The organism is Rhizobium phaseoli (assembly GCF_010668805.1).
Classification (GTDB): Bacteria; Pseudomonadota; Alphaproteobacteria; order Rhizobiales; family Rhizobiaceae; genus Rhizobium; species Rhizobium phaseoli_A.
On the sequence record NZ_WUFT01000010.1, the window covers coordinates 194,291 to 210,901 of the forward strand.

Annotated in this window: 14 protein-coding genes; 1 reads left to right on the top strand and 13 read right to left on the bottom strand. The window is 62.3% G+C overall.

Annotation, left to right across the window (positions count from 1 at the left end; genetic code table 11):
* Positions 1-3 precede the first annotated feature (3 nt).
* The 7 genes from GR197_RS17505 to aqpZ all read right to left on the bottom strand — a co-directional run bounded on the left by GR197_RS17505 (position 4) and on the right by aqpZ (position 8,301).
* Complete coding sequence (locus GR197_RS17505; protein WP_018242851.1) at positions 4-873, bottom strand: outer membrane protein assembly factor BamD; 870 nt, start codon at positions 871-873, stop codon at positions 4-6.
* 245 nt (positions 874-1,118) lie between these two features.
* Positions 1,119-2,075 carry a UDP-3-O-acyl-N-acetylglucosamine deacetylase gene (gene lpxC, locus GR197_RS17510; protein ID WP_164011696.1) on the bottom strand — a complete coding sequence of 319 codons (957 nt, stop codon included), beginning with the start codon at positions 2,073-2,075 and terminating at the stop codon, positions 1,119-1,121.
* 261 nt (positions 2,076-2,336) lie between these two features.
* On the bottom strand, positions 2,337-4,055 hold the full coding sequence (ftsZ, locus tag GR197_RS17515) for a cell division protein FtsZ (protein WP_164011699.1): 1,719 nt from the start codon (positions 4,053-4,055) through the stop codon (positions 2,337-2,339).
* A 56-nt stretch (positions 4,056-4,111) separates the two neighbouring features.
* Positions 4,112-5,443, bottom strand: coding sequence for a cell division protein FtsA (gene ftsA / locus GR197_RS17520; RefSeq protein ID WP_007630115.1), 1,332 nt, complete (start codon positions 5,441-5,443; stop codon positions 4,112-4,114).
* Entirely contained in the window at positions 5,440-6,372 is a 933-nt protein-coding gene (locus tag GR197_RS17525; protein ID WP_164011701.1) for a cell division protein FtsQ/DivIB, read from the bottom strand. The genes ftsA and GR197_RS17525 overlap by 4 nt, the downstream gene beginning before the upstream one ends.
* Entirely contained in the window at positions 6,360-7,286 is a 927-nt protein-coding gene (locus tag GR197_RS17530; protein WP_164011703.1) for a D-alanine--D-alanine ligase, read from the bottom strand. Before GR197_RS17530 ends, GR197_RS17525 begins: the two co-directional genes overlap by 13 nt.
* Positions 7,287-7,581: 295 nt before the next feature.
* Positions 7,582-8,301, bottom strand: coding sequence for an aquaporin Z (gene aqpZ / locus GR197_RS17535; RefSeq protein ID WP_281409529.1), 720 nt, complete (start codon positions 8,299-8,301; stop codon positions 7,582-7,584).
* A gap of 176 nt (positions 8,302-8,477) precedes the next feature.
* On the opposite strand from aqpZ, the gene GR197_RS17540 reads away from it, so the two are divergent.
* Complete coding sequence (locus tag GR197_RS17540) at positions 8,478-9,407, top strand: UDP-glucose 4-epimerase family protein (protein ID WP_164011705.1); 930 nt, start codon at positions 8,478-8,480, stop codon at positions 9,405-9,407.
* Positions 9,408-9,410: 3 nt separating this feature from the next.
* Here the strand turns inward: GR197_RS17540 and murB are convergent, their stop codons facing one another.
* Genes murB through mraY form a run of 6 tightly spaced genes read right to left on the bottom strand, consistent with a single transcriptional unit; the run spans position 9,411 to position 16,601 of the window.
* Entirely contained in the window at positions 9,411-10,385 is a 975-nt protein-coding gene (gene murB / locus GR197_RS17545) for a UDP-N-acetylmuramate dehydrogenase (protein ID WP_164011706.1), read from the bottom strand.
* Entirely contained in the window at positions 10,382-11,797 is a 1,416-nt protein-coding gene (gene murC, locus GR197_RS17550; RefSeq protein WP_164011707.1) for a UDP-N-acetylmuramate--L-alanine ligase, read from the bottom strand. Before murC ends, murB begins: the two co-directional genes overlap by 4 nt.
* Positions 11,794-12,918 carry an undecaprenyldiphospho-muramoylpentapeptide beta-N-acetylglucosaminyltransferase gene (gene murG / locus GR197_RS17555; RefSeq protein WP_164011708.1) on the bottom strand — a complete coding sequence of 375 codons (1,125 nt, stop codon included), beginning with the start codon at positions 12,916-12,918 and terminating at the stop codon, positions 11,794-11,796. Before murG ends, murC begins: the two co-directional genes overlap by 4 nt.
* A 6-nt stretch (positions 12,919-12,924) precedes the next feature.
* Complete coding sequence (ftsW, locus tag GR197_RS17560; RefSeq protein WP_164011711.1) at positions 12,925-14,079, bottom strand: putative lipid II flippase FtsW; 1,155 nt, start codon at positions 14,077-14,079, stop codon at positions 12,925-12,927.
* 1 nt (position 14,080) lies between these two features.
* Entirely contained in the window at positions 14,081-15,493 is a 1,413-nt protein-coding gene (murD, locus tag GR197_RS17565; protein ID WP_164011713.1) for a UDP-N-acetylmuramoyl-L-alanine--D-glutamate ligase, read from the bottom strand.
* 7 nt (positions 15,494-15,500) lie between these two features.
* A complete protein-coding gene (gene mraY, locus GR197_RS17570) occupies positions 15,501-16,601 on the bottom strand; it encodes a phospho-N-acetylmuramoyl-pentapeptide-transferase (protein WP_164011715.1) in 1,101 nt (366 codons plus the stop codon).
* Positions 16,602-16,611 lie beyond the last annotated feature (10 nt).

Below are 16,611 nucleotides of genomic sequence, written 5' to 3' on the forward strand. Positions count from 1 at the left end.
GCCTCAGGAACCGAGAAGAAGTTTCTTGCCTGCCGCAGCGATCCACGAGCCCTTGTTCTCACGCGGCTCGGCACCGCCGCTCTGCAGCAGCTTGTAGGAATCGGCGTACCACTGGCTGTCGGGATAATTGTGACCGAGAACGGCGGCGGCCGTCTGCGCCTCGTCGACGATGCCCATGGAATAATAAGCTTCGACGAGACGCGCCAAGGCCTCTTCGATCTGGTTCGTGTTCGGATATTTTTCGACAACGATGCGGAAGCGCGAAATCGCGGCGAGATATTCCTTCCGCTCCATGTAGTAGCGGCCGATCTGCATTTCCTTGCCGGCAAGCTGGTCGCGCGCGAAGCGGATCTTCGCCTGCGCGTCGTCGACATATTCGGAGTTCGGATAATTGTCGATGACGGCCTGCATCGCCTCGATCGTCTTGGCCGAGGCGCGCTGGTCCTGCGTTACGTCGACGATCTGCTTGGAATAGGTGAGACCGATGAGATACTGCACATAGGCGGCATCCTGCGATTTCGGATATTGCGACATGTAGCGGTTGCCGGATGCAAGCGCGTCGTCCAGGCGGCCCTGGCGGTATTTGACGAAGGTGCTCATCACAAGCGCCTTGCGCGCCCATTCCGAGAACGGGTTCTCGCGGTCGATAGCGTCGAACTTGCGCGCCGCTTCCGCCATGTTGCCGGCCTTCATGTTGGCAAGGCCCTGGGTGTAGAGCACATCCGGCGGATCGGTTTCGAGGCCGAGCTTGGTGATGTCGATATCGGGATCCGACTGGCAACCGGATATCGAGGCGCCTGCGCTGAGCACCAGAAGCGATGCGAACAAAGCACGCGCTGTCTTCATCATACCTTCAGATCCTGCATAACCCATTCGAAAGAACCCCACTGCCGCCGCTCGCTCCACGGCAGCCACGCCTCGCTGGCGTTTCTAGCCATAAATGTGCATCAAGAGCAACGCAATGATAAGGCATTAACGCATTTTTGTGGCAGCAGCCGGGGAATGACCGGCTTTTCCTCTTCTTCCCCGACCTGTGGCACTTAAGCATCGGACCACACCGGACATAAAAAAACCGCCTCCGGGAAAGAGGCGGCCTGGTCTTAAGAATATGCTGGAGGTCATGCCGACCAGGGAGCGAATTCCGAAGCGCTGACCGCAATCAGTTCGCGGGCAGCGACGCGCTGGCGCGGCGTCGACGTCTCCACCACCTCGTAGGCGGAGGGATCGGCGAGCAGCGCCTTCAGCGCATTGGCATTCATCTTGTGACCGCCGCGATAGGAACGGTAGCAGCCGATGAACTGGACGCCGGCAAGCGACAGATCGCCGACGGCATCGAGCGTCTTGTGGCGGACGAATTCGTCCTTGGCGTAGCGCAGCCCTTCGACGTTGATGACGGTATTGTCGTCCGAGATGACGACGGAATTTTCGAGCGAGGAGCCGAGCGCGTGGCCCGAGGCCCAGAGACGCTCGACATCGCGCATGAAGCCGAAGGTGCGGGCGCGGGAAAGCTCGGCCTTGAAGACGGCGGCGGTCATGTCGCCCGCCCACTTCTGCCGGCCGATCAGCGGGCAGTCGAAATCGATCTCGACTTCGAAGCGCGTACCGTCATAGGGGCGGAATTCGCTCCACGAGCCGCCATGCTCGATTCGCACCGGCTTGGTGATACGGATGTAGCGGCGCTTGACGCGGAGCGAGACGAGACCGACCTGCTCGATCGCCTCGACGAAAGGCAGCGAGCTGCCGTCCATGATCGGCATTTCGGAGCCCTGCACCTCGATCACCACATTGTCGAGGCCGAGTGCATAGATCGCCGCCATGACATGCTCGATCGTCGCGACAGAATGGGCGGGCGAGAAGCCGAGCACGGTGCAGAGGTCGGTATTGCCGACCTGCGAGGAGACGGCCTTGAGCTCGGTGATGTCGCCATTGTCATGCAGGCGCTGGAAAACGACGCCGGTGTCCGATTCGGCCGGATTGAGAGTGATCGAGACATTAGCGCCCGAATGCACCCCAATGCCCGAAAGCGACACGGGACGCGATACCGTCGTTTGAAAACCCAGCAAGCCAATTGCCATAAAATCTGCCTTTATTCTTCCGCACCGGCGGTCTGTCCGATCGGCGCGGTCACCGTTCTTTCTGCCCTAGGAGCCACACGAAAAGTCTCCTAGGGCAGATTCGTTGCACCATACTTACGTGCCACGGCGCTCCAATCCAAATCACTGTTTCTTTCGCTTTGTTACGAAGTCAGGCAATTGAAATCGCTTGCGAATCGCGGGTCGAAAAACAGCAATGCCCGGGACCTTGATCCCGGGCATAAAAGGTGCCGAACTACGGCGTCAGTTCGACTGGCGACGCAGGAATGCCGGGATTTCCAGCTGATCGTCTTCCTGCATCATCCGGGCCTGCGGAACCGCTCGGCCCTGGTCGTCGAGGTTGCCGCGACGCGGTGCGTAGAGGCTTGCCTCCGGCGACAGCGGACGGCGCTGCTGCGAAGCGGCTGCCGGTGCGGCAGTCATGTCGGCGGCAACGGCGTCGTCGTCGCGGCGGCCAAGCGAATTGGTGATTCGCTTGAGCAGGCCCATCGGACCGCGTTCTTCCGCCGCATGTGCGGAAGCCGGCTGCGTGCGGTGGTCAAGTTCGGCCTGGACGACCGGCGGGAAATCCTCGACCTTCGGCATGCGCATCGGTTCAGGCGCCTGGCGGATGATCGGCTCCTGCCGAACCGGCTGCTGCTGGACGAGCTGGCTCATCACCGGCTGGCTCGTGACGGGCGCCGGAGCTTGCTGCTGCACCGGTGCCGGGCGCATTGCCGGAGCTTCCGGCGCAGGCGCGAAGATTTTGCTCTGCGGACGGAAGGTTTCCTGCTGTGTCACCGGCTGTTGCAGCGGTGCGGCGGCGCGCGGGGCCGGAATTTCAAGTTCGCGTTCCATGTCGGCCGCGCGGATGGTCTGCGCGATCGGATCCATGGCCTTCGGTGCCTGCATCACGGCGGCAGGCTGAACTGCGGCCGCTGCCGGAGCAACAGCCGCCGAGGGACGGATAGCCGGCCTTGCGGTTGGCTGAAGGTTGCGCTCGGCAGCCTCGTTCATCGCCCGATCGATGCCGGTCGCGACGACCGAGACGCGGATGATGCCTTCAAGCGATTCGTCGAAGGTGGCGCCAAGGATGATGTTGGCGTCGGGATCGACTTCCTCACGGATGCGGGTCGCGGCTTCGTCGACTTCGAAGAGGGTGAGGTCGCGACCGCCGGTGATGGAGATCAGCAAGCCCTGGGCACCCTTCATCGAGGTCTCGTCGAGCAGCGGGTTGGCAATTGCAGCCTCTGCGGCCTGCAGCGCGCGGCCGGAGCCGGAGGCTTCGCCGGTGCCCATCATCGCGCGACCCATTTCGCGCATCACCGAGCGGACGTCGGCGAAGTCGAGGTTGATGAGGCCTTCCTTCACCATCAGGTCGGTGATGCAGGCAACGCCCGAATAGAGAACCTGGTCGGCCATCGCGAAGGCATCGGCGAAGGTCGTCTTGTCGTTGGCAATGCGGAAGAGGTTCTGGTTCGGAATGACGATCAGCGTATCGACAGACTTCTGCAGTTCCTGGATGCCCATCTCGGCCAGGCGCATGCGGCGCCCGCCTTCGAAGTGGAACGGCTTGGTGACGACGCCGACCGTCAGGATGCCCTTGTTGCGGGCGGCCTGCGCGACGACGGGAGCTGCACCCGTACCGGTGCCGCCGCCCATGCCGGCGGTGACGAAGCACATATGCGTGCCGTTCAGGTGATCGATGATCTCGTCGATGCACTCTTCGGCGGCCGCGCGGCCAACTTCCGGCTGCGAGCCTGCACCGAGGCCTTCGGTGACATTGGCGCCGAGCTGGATGACCCGTTCGGCCTTCGTCATCGTCAGCGCCTGCGCGTCCGTGTTGGCGACGACGAAGTCGACGCCCTGGAGGCCGGCGGTGATCATATTGTTGACGGCATTGCCGCCACCGCCACCAACGCCGAATACGGTGATGCGCGGCTTCAGCTCTGTGATGTCAGGCTTTTGCAGCTTGATGGTCATTGTACCTGTTCCTTCTCTCTCTGGCCGCATCGCCACGCCGGCCAATTACTCAATTTTCAGAAGCTTTCCTTCAGCCACTGGCCCATCCGGGCTATGCGGCTGTTATTTCCTCCAAGCGACAGGAGCAGACCGCTCTGTGACGCATGTGTCTCCATGTCCGCGACCTGCGGATAGATCATCAGGCCGACGGCCGTCGAAAAGGCCGGACCCTTGGCCGCCGTCGGCAGTCCCGAGACGCCCATCGGACGGCCGATGCGGACGTTGCGGGCAAGGATGCGCCGCGCCACGTCGGCAAGGCCGGTCAACTGGCTGGCTCCGCCCGTCAGCACGACGCGCTTGCCGACGATCGGGCTGAAGCCGGAGCGCTGGATGCGGTCGCGGATCAGTTCCATTGTCTCTTCGATTCGGGCCGAAACGATGCGCGAAACCAGCGCCCTCGGCACCTGCGACGGCTGGTCGCGATCGTCCTCGCCGATCGGCGGGATCGAGATCAGCTCGCGCTCGTCGGAAGAATTCGAAAGGGCCGTGGCATGCACGACCTTCAGCCGCTCCGCATCCTCGATGCGGGTCGAAAGACCGCGCGCCAAGTCGGTGGTGACGTGATGGCCGCCGAGGCCGACCGCATCCGTATGAACGAGCTTGCCTTCGGCAAAGACCGAGATCGTCGTCGTGCCACCGCCCATGTCGATTGCCGCACAGCCGAGTTCGACCTCGTCGTCGACGAGCGCCGCAAGGCCCGATGCATAGGGCGTCGCAACGATGCCCTCGACCGACAGATGCGCGCGATTGACGCTGAGTTCGAGGTTCTTCAGCGCCGAGCGCTCCGCCGTCACCACATGCATGTCGACGCCGAGCGCATCGCCGTACATCGCCAGCGGATCGCGGATGCCGCGCTCGCCGTCGAGCGAAAAACCGGTCGCCAGCGAATGCAGCACCGAACGGTCCTGGCGCAGCGACTGCTGGCAGGCTGCCGACAGCACCTTCTTCAGATCGTTGAGTTCGACTTCCTGGCCGCCGAGATCGATCGTCGCGGTGTAGATGTCGCTGCCGAGACGGCCGGCCGTCAGATTGACGATCAGGCTTTCGACGGTCAGCCCAGCCATGCGTTCGGCCGCGTCGACGGCGAGACGAATGACGCCTTCCAACGCGTCGAGATCGGCAATCACGCCGGTCTTGATGCCGCGGGAACGCTGGTGACCGATACCGATGATCTCGATATTGTGCGTGCGGCCCGGCAGGATCTGGCTTTCCTCGCGCGGCGTCAACCGGCCGATCATGCAGACCACCTTGGTCGAGCCGATGTCGAGCACCGAAACGACATGCGACCGCTTCGACGAAAGCGGCTTCAGGCGCGGCAATCCGAAATGGGATGAACCGAACAAGCTCATATATTCTGCCCCGCCTTCTTCAATTCTTTCGTACGTTCCGTCACCGCCGTCTGCCTGCGGACCGCAGCCTCCGGCGTCAGCTGGATCGCGGTTCTGTCGGACAGCCTGAGATCGACCGCGGCAATATCCCGCTCCAGGAGCTGGTGCTCCTTGTCGAACTTCGAAAGCGTCGCCAGCGCCTGATCGATACCCGCTTCCGGCAGCTTGACGACAACACCGTTATCCATGTGCAGATCCCAGCGACGGCCCGATATCCAGACATAGGCCTTCACGCGAGCTTTCACGTCGGGCCACTTCGAGAAGGCGTCGTCGAGCGAAGCCGCAGCCGTTTCCGCATCGCGGCCGACGACGTGCGGCAGCGACGAAAATTTGTTGTCGCGTAGCGGCGCAATGACGCTGCCGTTCTTCTCGATCAGGGAAAGCTCCTGTCCGTGCTGCCAGATCGCATAGGCCTGACGCTCCTTGAGCTTGACCTCGATCGTCTTCGGATAGACCTTGCGGACCTCGACACTCTCGACCCAGGGAAGCTGCACGATCTTGCGGCGGGCAGCATCGACGTCGAGGGCGACCAGCGAGGTCGTGCCGTCGAGGCCGATCAGTTGCAGGATCTCGATTTCGGAGGTCTCCGAGTTGCCGGAGACCTTCACGTCCTCGATCGCAAAACCCGCCGCCGTCGTCGTCGCCTGCGCGACAGCTTCGGTGTGGCCGCCGAGCGACATGCCGTAAAGCCCGGTCGCAGCCAGGAAAGCGAGCGCGGAAACCGTGCCCGTATGGGCCGGAATGTAGATGCGGCCGCTGCCGAGACTGACCAGGAAGCGGGTAACGCGGCGCAGCGGACGCGGCAGGACGAACCGCTCTTCGGCTTCCATGATCGGAAGCACGGTATGATGGCTCGGACGCCCAATCCTCTTGACTGTCAACGCAAACAAGACGCGTCCTCCACCATCCACCGGAGAAACCGACCAAAGGAATAGCCGGCATGACCGGCCATTTCGGGCACGAGCGAGGTTGGAGTCATACCGGGCTGGGTATTGACCTCCAGCCAGATGATTTCGCCGTCTTCGGACAAACGATCGTCGTAACGAAAGTCGGACCGACTGACGCCGCGACAACCGATTGCCTGATGCGCCCTTAGGGCCAATGTTTGTATTTTTTGGTAAATATTCGGTGAAATTTTCGCCGGGATGACGTGTTTTGAACCGCCTGCCGCATACTTGGAATCGTAATCATAGAAATTGTGTCCCTGCGGCACCACTTCCGTGACACCGAGCACAGTCTCGCCCATGACGCCGCAGGTGAGTTCACGGCCATAGACATAGCGCTCGACCAGCACCTCCTCGCCGTAGCGCCATTCAGGCGAGCTGACGATCTGCGGCGGATGCGCCTGATCTTCCGTGACGATGACGACACCGAAGCTCGACCCCTCTCGGACGGGCTTCACCACATAGGGCGGCTTCATCGGATGCGTCGAGGGAAAGGCGAAACGGTTGACCACCTGTGATTCGGCGACCGGAATGCCGGCGGCGGCGGCAACAAGCTTCGCCTTGTCCTTGTCCATCGCCAGCGCAGAGGCAAGCACCCCCGAATGCGTATAGGGGATCTCGAGATATTCAAGGATGCCCTGGATGGTGCCATCTTCGCCGAACGGCCCGTGCAGCGCATTGAAGACCACATCGGGCTTCAATGCAGCGAGCTTCTCTGAAACGTCGCGCGCGACGTCGATTCGCGTCACGTCGAAGCCTTCGGCTTCGAGGGCTTCTGCGCAAGCATTTCCCGAGGAAAGGCTGACAGGCCTTTCCGAGGAAAATCCGCCCATCAGGACAGCGACATGCTTGCGACTCATCAACACCCCCAAAAAATAACTTCCATTCTCGAAATCGACGCTTGCGCGAAGCTGTCTGCGCCGTTTCAGGCCTTTGTCCGATCCGCGTGCATTAGAGCATCATTATGGTTAATGAAGTGTTTACTTTTGTTAACTCCGCCTTCCCAAGCGCGGCATTTGTCCGTGCTGCGCGCTTCATTTTTCCACCCCCATGTCTCGGGAATGTTGGAGCGAACATGCCCGCCGATCCGCGGGAACGGAAAAGCCCGCGCAGAAAAACCACGCGGGCTCAACGAGATAGCTTTGGATCCTATAGTCAGTCGGCGTCGTCGAGGAACTTCCACACGAGCCCGCCGAGCGCCCCACCTGCAAGCGGTGCAATCCAGAACAGCCAGAGCTGCTGCAATGCCCAACCGCCGACGAAAAGCGCCTGGCCGGTGGAACGCGCCGGATTGACCGAGGTATTTGTCACCGGAATAGAGATGAGATGGATCAGTGTCAGCCCGAGGCCGATCGCAAGCGGCGCGAAGCCCGCAGGCACCCGGCTGCTGGTCGCCCCCAGGATGATGATCAGGAAGAACATGGTCAGCAGCACTTCGATCAGCAGCGCCGAAAGCAGCGAATAACCGCCCGGGGAATGATCGCCGTATCCGTTGGCGGCAAAGCCGCCGAGTTCGAAACCCGCTTTGCCGCTGGCGATGAGATAGAGAAGCGCGGCGGCGGCAATGGCGCCGACCACCTGGACGACGATATAGGGAACGAGACGTGCCGCGGGAAACCGTCCGGCAACGGTCAGGCCGAGCGAGACGGCTGGGTTGAAGTGACCGCCCGAAATGCCGCCCACGGCATAGGCCATGGTGAGCACGGTCAGGCCGAACGCAAAGGCCACGCCGACAAAACCGATGCCCAGCTCGGGATAGGCCGCCGCAAGGACGGCGCTGCCGCATCCACCGAAGACAAGCCAGAACGTACCAAGAAACTCCGCAACAAGACTCTTTTGCATGCGTGCCTCTTGAACCTCAACCACAGAGTTCATAGTGAATCTGCCACAATTCGAGTCCGGTCAAGCCGGCGGCAAATGCTGCGGCAAGCTTCACGCAAGGATCGAGAACCTGCGTATCCAAGGAAGACAGCCGGCGTCGCGGTTTTTCTATTGATGCTGTCGGCACTTCCGGCTAACCGGAGCACTCAAGGTAAAGCGGGGAACAGATCATGCGATGCCTCATCACCGGCGCGGCCGGCTTTGTCGGTGAGCCTCTCGTCGAAAGACTGCATAGAGAGCGGCCATGCGAGCTTCAGGTAACCACGCGATCTGCAGCCGCCAGCTTTCCTGCAGATGTGCGGCATTTTCCCATCGAGATATCCAGCGAAACCGACTGGACGGCAGCTCTGCACGGTGTTGACGTCGTCGTCCATCTCGCCGCCCGCGTGCATATCATGAATGACCGCGCAGCCGATCCACTGACGGAATTCCGCCGGATCAACACCGCCGCCACGCTGAATTTCGCCGAACAGGCTGCACGCGCCGGGGTAAAAAGGCTCGTTTTCATCAGCAGCATCAAAGTCAATGGTGAAGAGAACGATCGGCCCTTCCGCCACGACGACACGCCGATGCCGCTTGATCCCTATGGTGTTTCGAAGCTGGAAAGCGAAATCGGGCTGCATGAAATCTCTGCCCGAACCGGCATCGAAGTCGTCGTCATTCGGCCGCCGCTCGTCTATGGGCCCGGCGCCAGGGGCAACTTCGCCCTGCTCGTCGGACTTGTCAGGAAGAAGATACCGCTCCCCTTCGCGTCACTGAAAAACCACCGGACGCTGGTTGCGCTTCCAAACCTCGTCGATCTGATCATCGCGGCCATGACGCATCAGGGCGCTGCCGGCCAGACCTTTCTCGCAGGCGACGGAGACGATCTTTCAACGCCCGGGCTCATCGAGGGAATTGCCGCAGGCTTGGGTGTCAAACCAATGCTGCTTCCCTTCCCCCCCGCTCTGTTGCAGCTGGGCGCCCGATTGACCGGAAAAGACGCCGTCTACCAGCGTCTTTGCGGTTCGCTGCAGGTCGACATATCCCACGCCCGCGACGTGCTCGGCTGGTCGCCCATCGTCACCCCACGCGAAGGTCTGAAGATCGCTGTGAAGTAAGAATTATTCGCTGGTGACGCCATGGAACGGGCGCACTTCGCGGCCGGGCATGAAGACACCGAGGCGCTTGATTTCCCATTCGAGCTTGATACCCTCTTTCTCGAAGACCTCGCGGCGTACTTGTTCGCCGAGATATTCGAGATCGTAGCCGGTCGCCTGCCCCATGTTGATCATGAAGTTGCAGTGAAGCGACGACATCTGCGCTCCGCCGATGACGAGGCCGCGGCAGCCTGCCTCGTCGACCAGTTTCCAGGCCGAATGCCCCTCCGGGTTCTTGAAGGTCGAGCCGCCGGTCTTTTCGCGCACCGGCTGCACCGTCTCGCGGTGATTGCGCACGGCGTCCATCTCGGCGCGGATCTGGGCGCGCTCTTCCGGATAACCTTCGAACAGCACCGAGGTGAAGATCAGCTCGCTGGACGCGGTCGAATGACGATAGGAATAACCCATCTCGGCATTGGACAGCACATGCTTGTTGCCCTTGCGGTCGACGGCGTTGACCTCGATCAGCCGCTCGCGGGTCTCCACGCCATTTGCCCCGGCATTCATGCGCGCCGCGCCGCCGATGCTGCCTGGAATACCGTAGAAGAAATGAAAGCCACCGATACCATTATCCATCGCCATCGCGGCCACATGTTTATCGGGGCAGATGCTGCCGGCAAGAATGCGGTTTTCGCCGGCAAGCTCGACAAAGCCGAAGCCCTTGGCGGACAGGCGCAGCACGACGCCGGGAATGCCGCCGTCACGCACCAGGATGTTGGAGCCGACGCCGATCACCGTCAGCGGCACCTCTTCCGGCAGTATCTTCAGGAAGGCGATGAGATCGTCGATGTCATGCGGCTGGAACATCAGCTCGGCGAGGCCGCCTGCCCTGAACCAGGTGACGCGGTCCATGGGGGCATCCGGCGTGATGCGCCCGCGGATATCCTTTACACCGTCTCCGAGAGACGCGAGAAGCTTTTCCCCATTCACCTGTTTCATACGGACTTTCCCGATAGACCTTCCAGTTGCTTGGGCAGCGCGGCCGCCCAGGATGTGATGCTGCCAGCCCCCAACAGAACCACGAAATCGCCAGGCTTTGCAACCTCCGCAACCATCTGCGGCAGAAGCTCCGCCGAGGTGAGAAAACGGGCGTCGCGATGGCCGCCGGATTTGATGCGCGAGACCAGCGAAACGGAATCGATACCCGCGATCGGATCTTCGCCCGCCGCATAGACCGGCGCGAGGAAAATGCTGTCGGCATCGTTGAAGCAGGCGGCGAATTCCTCGAACAGGCTCGCAAGGCGGCTATAGCGGTGCGGCTGGTGGACCGCGATCACCCGCCCCTTGCAGGACTCGCGGGCAGCGCGCAGCACCGCCTTGATCTCGACGGGATGGTGGCCGTAATCGTCGAAGACCTGCACCCCGTTCCATTCGCCGGTCAGCGTGAAACGGCGCTTGACGCCGCCGAAGGAGGCAAGCCCCTTGGCGATATCGGCGTTCGATATGCCGAGCCGGTTGGCCACGGCGATTGCAGCCGTCGCATTGGAAATATTATGCCGCCCGGGCATCGGCATGACCAGCCCCTTGAGATCGATCACCTGGCCGGTGCGGCGGCGGCGGATTTCGACGTCGAAGATCGACCGCGTGCCGTCGATGCGCACATTCGTGAAGCGCACGTCGGCCTGCGGGTTCTCGCCATAGGTGATGATCTTGCGATCCTCGATGCGGCCAACCAGCGACTGCACCTCGGGATGGTCGAGGCACATGACGCCGAAGCCGTAAAACGGCACGTTCTCGACGAACTGCCGGAAGGCGGCGCGCACGGCATCGAAATTGCCGTAATGGTCGAGATGTTCCGGATCGATATTGGTGATGACGGCGACATCGGCGGGAAGCTTCAGGAAGGTGCCGTCCGATTCGTCGGCCTCGACCACCATCCACTCGCCCTCGCCCATGCGGGCATTGGTCCCGTAGGCGTTAATAATGCCGCCGTTGATCACGGTCGGGTCGAGCCCGCCGGCTTCGAGCAGGGTGGCGACCAGCGAGGTGGTCGTCGTCTTGCCATGCGTGCCGCCGATGGCGATCGCATTGCGGAAACGCATCAACTCGGCAAGCATTTCGGCGCGGCGCACCACCGGCAGCAGCTTTTCGCGCGCGGCGATGAGTTCCGGATTGCTCTTCTTGATCGCCGTCGAAACGACGACGACTTCGGCTTCGCCCAGATTTTCGGCCCGGTGGCCGACGAACACTTCGATGCCCTTGTCGCGCAGTCGCTGGACATTGGCGCTGTCGGCCTGGTCAGATCCCTGCACCTTGTGGCCGAGATTGTGCAGCACCTCGGCAATGCCGCTCATGCCGATACCGCCGATGCCGATGAAATGAACGAGACCGATCGCCTTCGGCAGTTTCATGCGCGTGTCCTCTTCAATTCCGCAATTGTCCGTCCGGCGGCAATAGCCTCAACCATGTCGGCAAGCAAGTTCGCGGCATCGGGTTTCCCGGCCAGCTTCGCCGCCGCTGCCATGTGCGAAAGCTTTTCCGGATCGTTCATCACAGCCGTCAGTATCGCCGCGATCTTCTCCGGCGAAAGCTCGGACTGGGCGATTACCTTGGCCCCGCCGGTCGCAGCCAGTGCTGCCGCGTTCGCCGCCTGGTCGTGATCGAGGGCGTGCGGGTAAGGCACCAGCACGGCAGGCCGGCCGATGACCGAGATTTCCGAAACCGTCGAGGCACCCGAACGGCAGATAACGAGATGCGCTCTTGCCAGCCTTTCGGCCATGTCGGTGAAGAAGGGGGCGATATCGGCGCCCATCTCCAGCTTGGCGACGCAGCCGCCGACCATCTCCATATCCTCGGGGCGCACCTGCTGGGTGATGCGCAGGCGCACGCGAAGCGCGTCGTCGAGCAGGCTGATCGCCGTCGGCAGCGCCTTGGAAAAATATTGCGCGCCCTGGCTGCCGCCGAAGACGACGAGATTGAAGGCTTCGCCGGGATGCGAAGGCGTGTAAGGCACCTCGGCGGCGGCGATGATCGCCGGGCGGACAGGATTGCCCGTCGTCACCGTCTTGTCCGGGAAGGCGCCGCCCCCCTCCGGCAGGAAACCGCCGGCGATACCCTGCACGCGCGTCGCCAATGCCTTGTTGGCGCGGCCCATCACGGCATTCTGCTCGTGGATCATCGCGGGAATACCGAGCCTCGTGGCGGCAAGCAGCGGCGGCACCGTCGGATAACCGCCAAAACCAACGACAATAACCGGCCGCAGCCGCTGGATCAGCTTCTTTGCCGCCCGCATACCGCTCCAGAGCGTCCACAGTGAGCGGGCGACGGCAACCGGGTTCTTCGAGCCGATCGTCGCCGACGGCACGACATGGATCTCCTCGGCCGGAAACTTGCCGGCATAACGCTCGGCCCGGCTGTCCGTGACGAGATGCACCGCGTAGCCGCGCTCCTTCAGCTTGAAGGCCAGCGCCTCCGCTGGGAACACATGGCCGCCGGTTCCCCCCGCGGCAAGCAGCACGATGCCTTTGCTCATGACCTGTTACTCCGCCGGCATGCCGTGCGGGACGCGGAAAAGGCTCCGGTCCTGCGCGCGTTTTTCCGGTCGATGGCGCGTCAGCGCCAGAATGAAGCCGGCGGTGACGCAGATCGCCACCATGGACGAGCCGCCGTAGGAAATCAGCGGCAACGTCATGCCCTTTGCCGGCAACAGCTCGAGGTTGACCCCGATATTGATGATCGACTGGATGCCCATCTGCAGCACCAGGCCGGCAACGGCGAAGCGGTTGAAGTCGTTGCGCTCGCGATAGGCATGCGAGAGGCCGCGCAGCACCAGCACGGTGAACAGCGCAACCAGCGCTATGCAGAAGACGATGCCGAATTCCTCGGCCGCGACCGAGAAGATGAAATCGGTATGCGCATCCGGGATGATCCGTTTGACGATACCCTCGCCTGGTCCCTGGCCGAACCAGCTGCCGCGGATGATCGCCTCGCGCGCGGTGTCGATCTGGAACGTATCGCCCTCGCCGGTCATGAACTTGTCTATTCGCAGCGCAACGTGCGGGAAGACGTAATAGGCGCTGAGAAGGCCGCCAGCGCCGCCGATGCCAAGCAGCATGATCCATATCCACGGCATGCCTGCCATGAAGAACATCCCGCCCCAGACGGCCGTCGTCAGGATGGTCTGGCCGAGGTCGGGCTGCGCGACGAGCAGGGCGGCGACGATGGCAAACAGGATGATGGCGAAGAGATTGCCGGGAATTTCAGGCTGGCGCGCATGTTCGGCAAACAGCCAGGCGCAAACCACGACGAAGGCGGGCTTCATGAATTCCGACGGCTGGATGGAAAGGCCGGCGATCCAGATCCAGCGCCTGCCGCCTTTGACCTCCTGCCCGACGAACAGCACCAGCACCATCATGGCAATCGAGATGATCAACAGCAGGATCGCCGTTCGCCGCACCTGGCGGGGCGTCAGGAACGACAGCCCGAGCATGACGGAGATCGAAGGGATCATGAAGGCTGCATGGCGCTTGACGAAATGGAAGGGCTCGAGCCCGATGCGCTCGGCGACAGCCGGAGATGCCGCGAAAGACAACATGAAACCGATGCCCATCAGGAAGATGAACATCGCCAGGAAGAAGCGGTCGATGGTCCAGAACCAATCGGCCAGAGGCCCACGTTCCGCGCGGCTTACCATGTCAATTCTCTCCTGTTGCCGAACCGATCAGCATCGCAATTCCGTCAAGCGCTGCGACGTGGCCGACGAAGGCATCGCCCCTGACTTCGAAATTCTTATACTGATCGAAGCTTGCGCAAGCCGGGGATAACATCACGGCCGACGCGCTGCTCTCGTCGCGCTCGGCATCGGCTGCCGCATGCGCGACCGCACGCTCCAGCGTGCCGGAGATCTCGTAGGGCACGACCTCGCCGAGCGTCGCAGCGAACTCCGCCGCCGCCTCGCCGATCAGATAGGCCTTGGCGATGCGCGGGAAATAAGGAGCGAGCGTTGTAATGCCCCCAGCCTTCGGCAGGCCGCCGGCGATCCAGTAGATGCGATCATAGCTCGACAGGGCCGGCGCTGCAGCATCGGCATTGGTTGCTTTGGAATCATTGACGAAAACGACGCGCCCACGCTGCCCCACGGGCTGCATGCGATGCTTGAGGCCGGGAAACGAAGCAAGGCCGGTGCGAATATCGTCAGCGGAAACTCCGACGGCAAGGCAGGCGGCGACAGCGGCGGCGGCGTTCTGCGCATTATGGCTGCCGCGCAGCGTCTGAATGCCGTCGAGATCGGCGAAGGGAAGCATGGCGCCGCCGACGGCCTGAATGAGCCTGGTGCCCTCGGCATAAATGCCTGATGCCACCACGCTGCGGCGCGAAATGCGGACTACCTTGACATCCGCCCGCTCGACGCGGTCGGCAATCAGCGCCGAATGACTATCGTCGACGCCGACGATCGCGACATCGCTGCCGGCAACCAGCCGTTCCTTGATATCGGCATAATGCTGCATCGTGCCGTGACGGTCGAGATGATCGGGCGTCAGGTTGAGCAGGATGCCGGCGGACGGGTTCAGCGTCGGCGCCAGATCGATCTGATAAGAAGAGCATTCGACGACGTAATAGCGCTCAGCCTTCGGCGGATCGAGGGTCAAGACCGCCGTGCCGATATTGCCGCCGAGCTGCGTATCGTAGCCTGATGATTTCAGGATATGGGCGATCAATGCTGTCGTCGTCGACTTGCCGTTGGTGCCCGTGATGGCAATGAACGGGCAATCAGGCGCATGGGCGCGACGCTCGCGCACGAAGAGCTCGACGTCGCCGACGATATCGACGCCGGCGGCGCGCGCAAGATCGACGGTCCAGTGCGGCTTCGGATGAGTGAGCGGCACGCCGGGCGACAGCACAAACAGCGCCTGCCGGCTCCAGTCGATGGTGTGCAGGTCCTCCGTCCGGATGCCTTCCGCTGCAGCCTTGGCGACGCTGTCCGGATTGTCGTCCCAGGCGGTCACCTCGGCGCCGCCTGAGACCAGCGCCCGCGCGGTGGCAAAGCCGGAGCCGCCGAGCCCGAAGAGCGCGACCTTCCTGTCCTTGAGCGTCGTGACCGGGATCATCGCTGGCTCACCGCAGTTTCAGCGTCGAGAGGCCGAGCATGGCAAGGCCGACGGCGATGATCCAGAAGCGGATCACCACCTGGCTCTCGGTCCAGCCCTTCTTCTCGAAGTGATGATGGATCGGCGCCATCAGGAAGACGCGCCGGCCGGTCATCTTGAAGAAGCCGACCTGGATGATCACCGAGAGCGTCTCGATGACGAAGAGGCCGCCGATGATCGCCATGACGATCTCATGTTTGGTGGCGACGGCAACGGTGCCGATCGTGCCGCCGAGTGCGAGCGAACCGGTGTCGCCCATGAAGATGGCGGCCGGCGGCGCATTGAACCAGAGAAAGCCGAGACCGGCGCCGATGACAGCGCCAAGGACAACGGCGAGTTCGCCGGTGCCGGGCACGAAATTGATCTGCAGGTAGTTCGCAAACACCACATTGCCGGCGAGGTAGGCGATGACGCCGAAGGAGGCGGCAGCGATCATCACAGGCACGATAGCAAGCCCGTCGAGGCCATCAGTCAGGTTGACGGCATTGCCGGCGCCGACGATGACAAAGCCGCCGAAGACGACGAACATGATGCCGATATTGATCATGAAGTCCTTGAAGAAAGGGAAGGCGATCGAAGAACCGAAGGTCGAACCGGCAACGCCCGAGGCAAGGGCGGTGCGCATCATGAAATAAACGGCAATGCCGGCGATGACGAACTCAATGCCGAGACGCGCCTTGCCGGAAAAGCCCATATGGCTCTGCTTCGTCACCTTGAGATAATCGTCGTAGAAGCCGATCGCGCCGAAGCCGAGCGTCACCAGCAGCGTGGCGACGACATAGACGTTGGAAAGATCGGCCCAGAGCAGCGAGGCGCCGACGATGCCGGCAAGGATCATCAGCCCGCCCATGGTCGGCGTGCCGGCCTTCTTGAAATGCGTCTGCGGCCCGTCGGCGCGGATCGGCTGGCCCTTGCCTTGCCGGATGCGTAGCGAATTGATGATCGTCGGCCCGAACAGGAAGACGATCAGGGCTGAGGTGAAGAGAGCAGCGCCCGTACGGAAGGTAATATATCTGAACAGGTTCAGAAATTTGAAATATTCCGACAGTTCGACAAGCCAGATCAGCATTCAGGGCCCC

Bases quoted from the DNA above. Each gene is read 5' to 3' on its own strand.
- aqpZ (WP_281409529.1), bottom strand. From the start codon at position 8,301: ATGAACTCTGTGGTTGAGGTTCAAGAGGCACGCATGCAAAAGAGTCTT.
- ftsZ (WP_164011699.1), bottom strand. From the start codon at position 4,055: ATGACCATCAAGCTGCAAAAGCCTGACATCACAGAGCTGAAGCCGCGC.
- GR197_RS17540 (WP_164011705.1), top strand. From the start codon at position 8,478: ATGCGATGCCTCATCACCGGCGCGGCCGGCTTTGTCGGTGAGCCTCTC.
- mraY (WP_164011715.1), bottom strand. From the start codon at position 16,601: ATGCTGATCTGGCTTGTCGAACTGTCGGAATATTTCAAATTTCTGAAC.
- murG (WP_164011708.1), bottom strand. From the start codon at position 12,918: ATGAGCAAAGGCATCGTGCTGCTTGCCGCGGGGGGAACCGGCGGCCAT.
- murB (WP_164011706.1), bottom strand. From the start codon at position 10,385: ATGAAACAGGTGAATGGGGAAAAGCTTCTCGCGTCTCTCGGAGACGGT.
- murC (WP_164011707.1), bottom strand. From the start codon at position 11,797: ATGAAACTGCCGAAGGCGATCGGTCTCGTTCATTTCATCGGCATCGGC.
- GR197_RS17530 (WP_164011703.1), bottom strand. From the start codon at position 7,286: ATGAGTCGCAAGCATGTCGCTGTCCTGATGGGCGGATTTTCCTCGGAA.
- GR197_RS17505 (WP_018242851.1), bottom strand. From the start codon at position 873: ATGGGTTATGCAGGATCTGAAGGTATGATGAAGACAGCGCGTGCTTTG.
- murD (WP_164011713.1), bottom strand. From the start codon at position 15,493: ATGATCCCGGTCACGACGCTCAAGGACAGGAAGGTCGCGCTCTTCGGG.
- ftsW (WP_164011711.1), bottom strand. From the start codon at position 14,079: ATGGTAAGCCGCGCGGAACGTGGGCCTCTGGCCGATTGGTTCTGGACC.
- lpxC (WP_164011696.1), bottom strand. From the start codon at position 2,075: ATGGCAATTGGCTTGCTGGGTTTTCAAACGACGGTATCGCGTCCCGTG.
- ftsA (WP_007630115.1), bottom strand. From the start codon at position 5,443: ATGAGCTTGTTCGGTTCATCCCATTTCGGATTGCCGCGCCTGAAGCCG.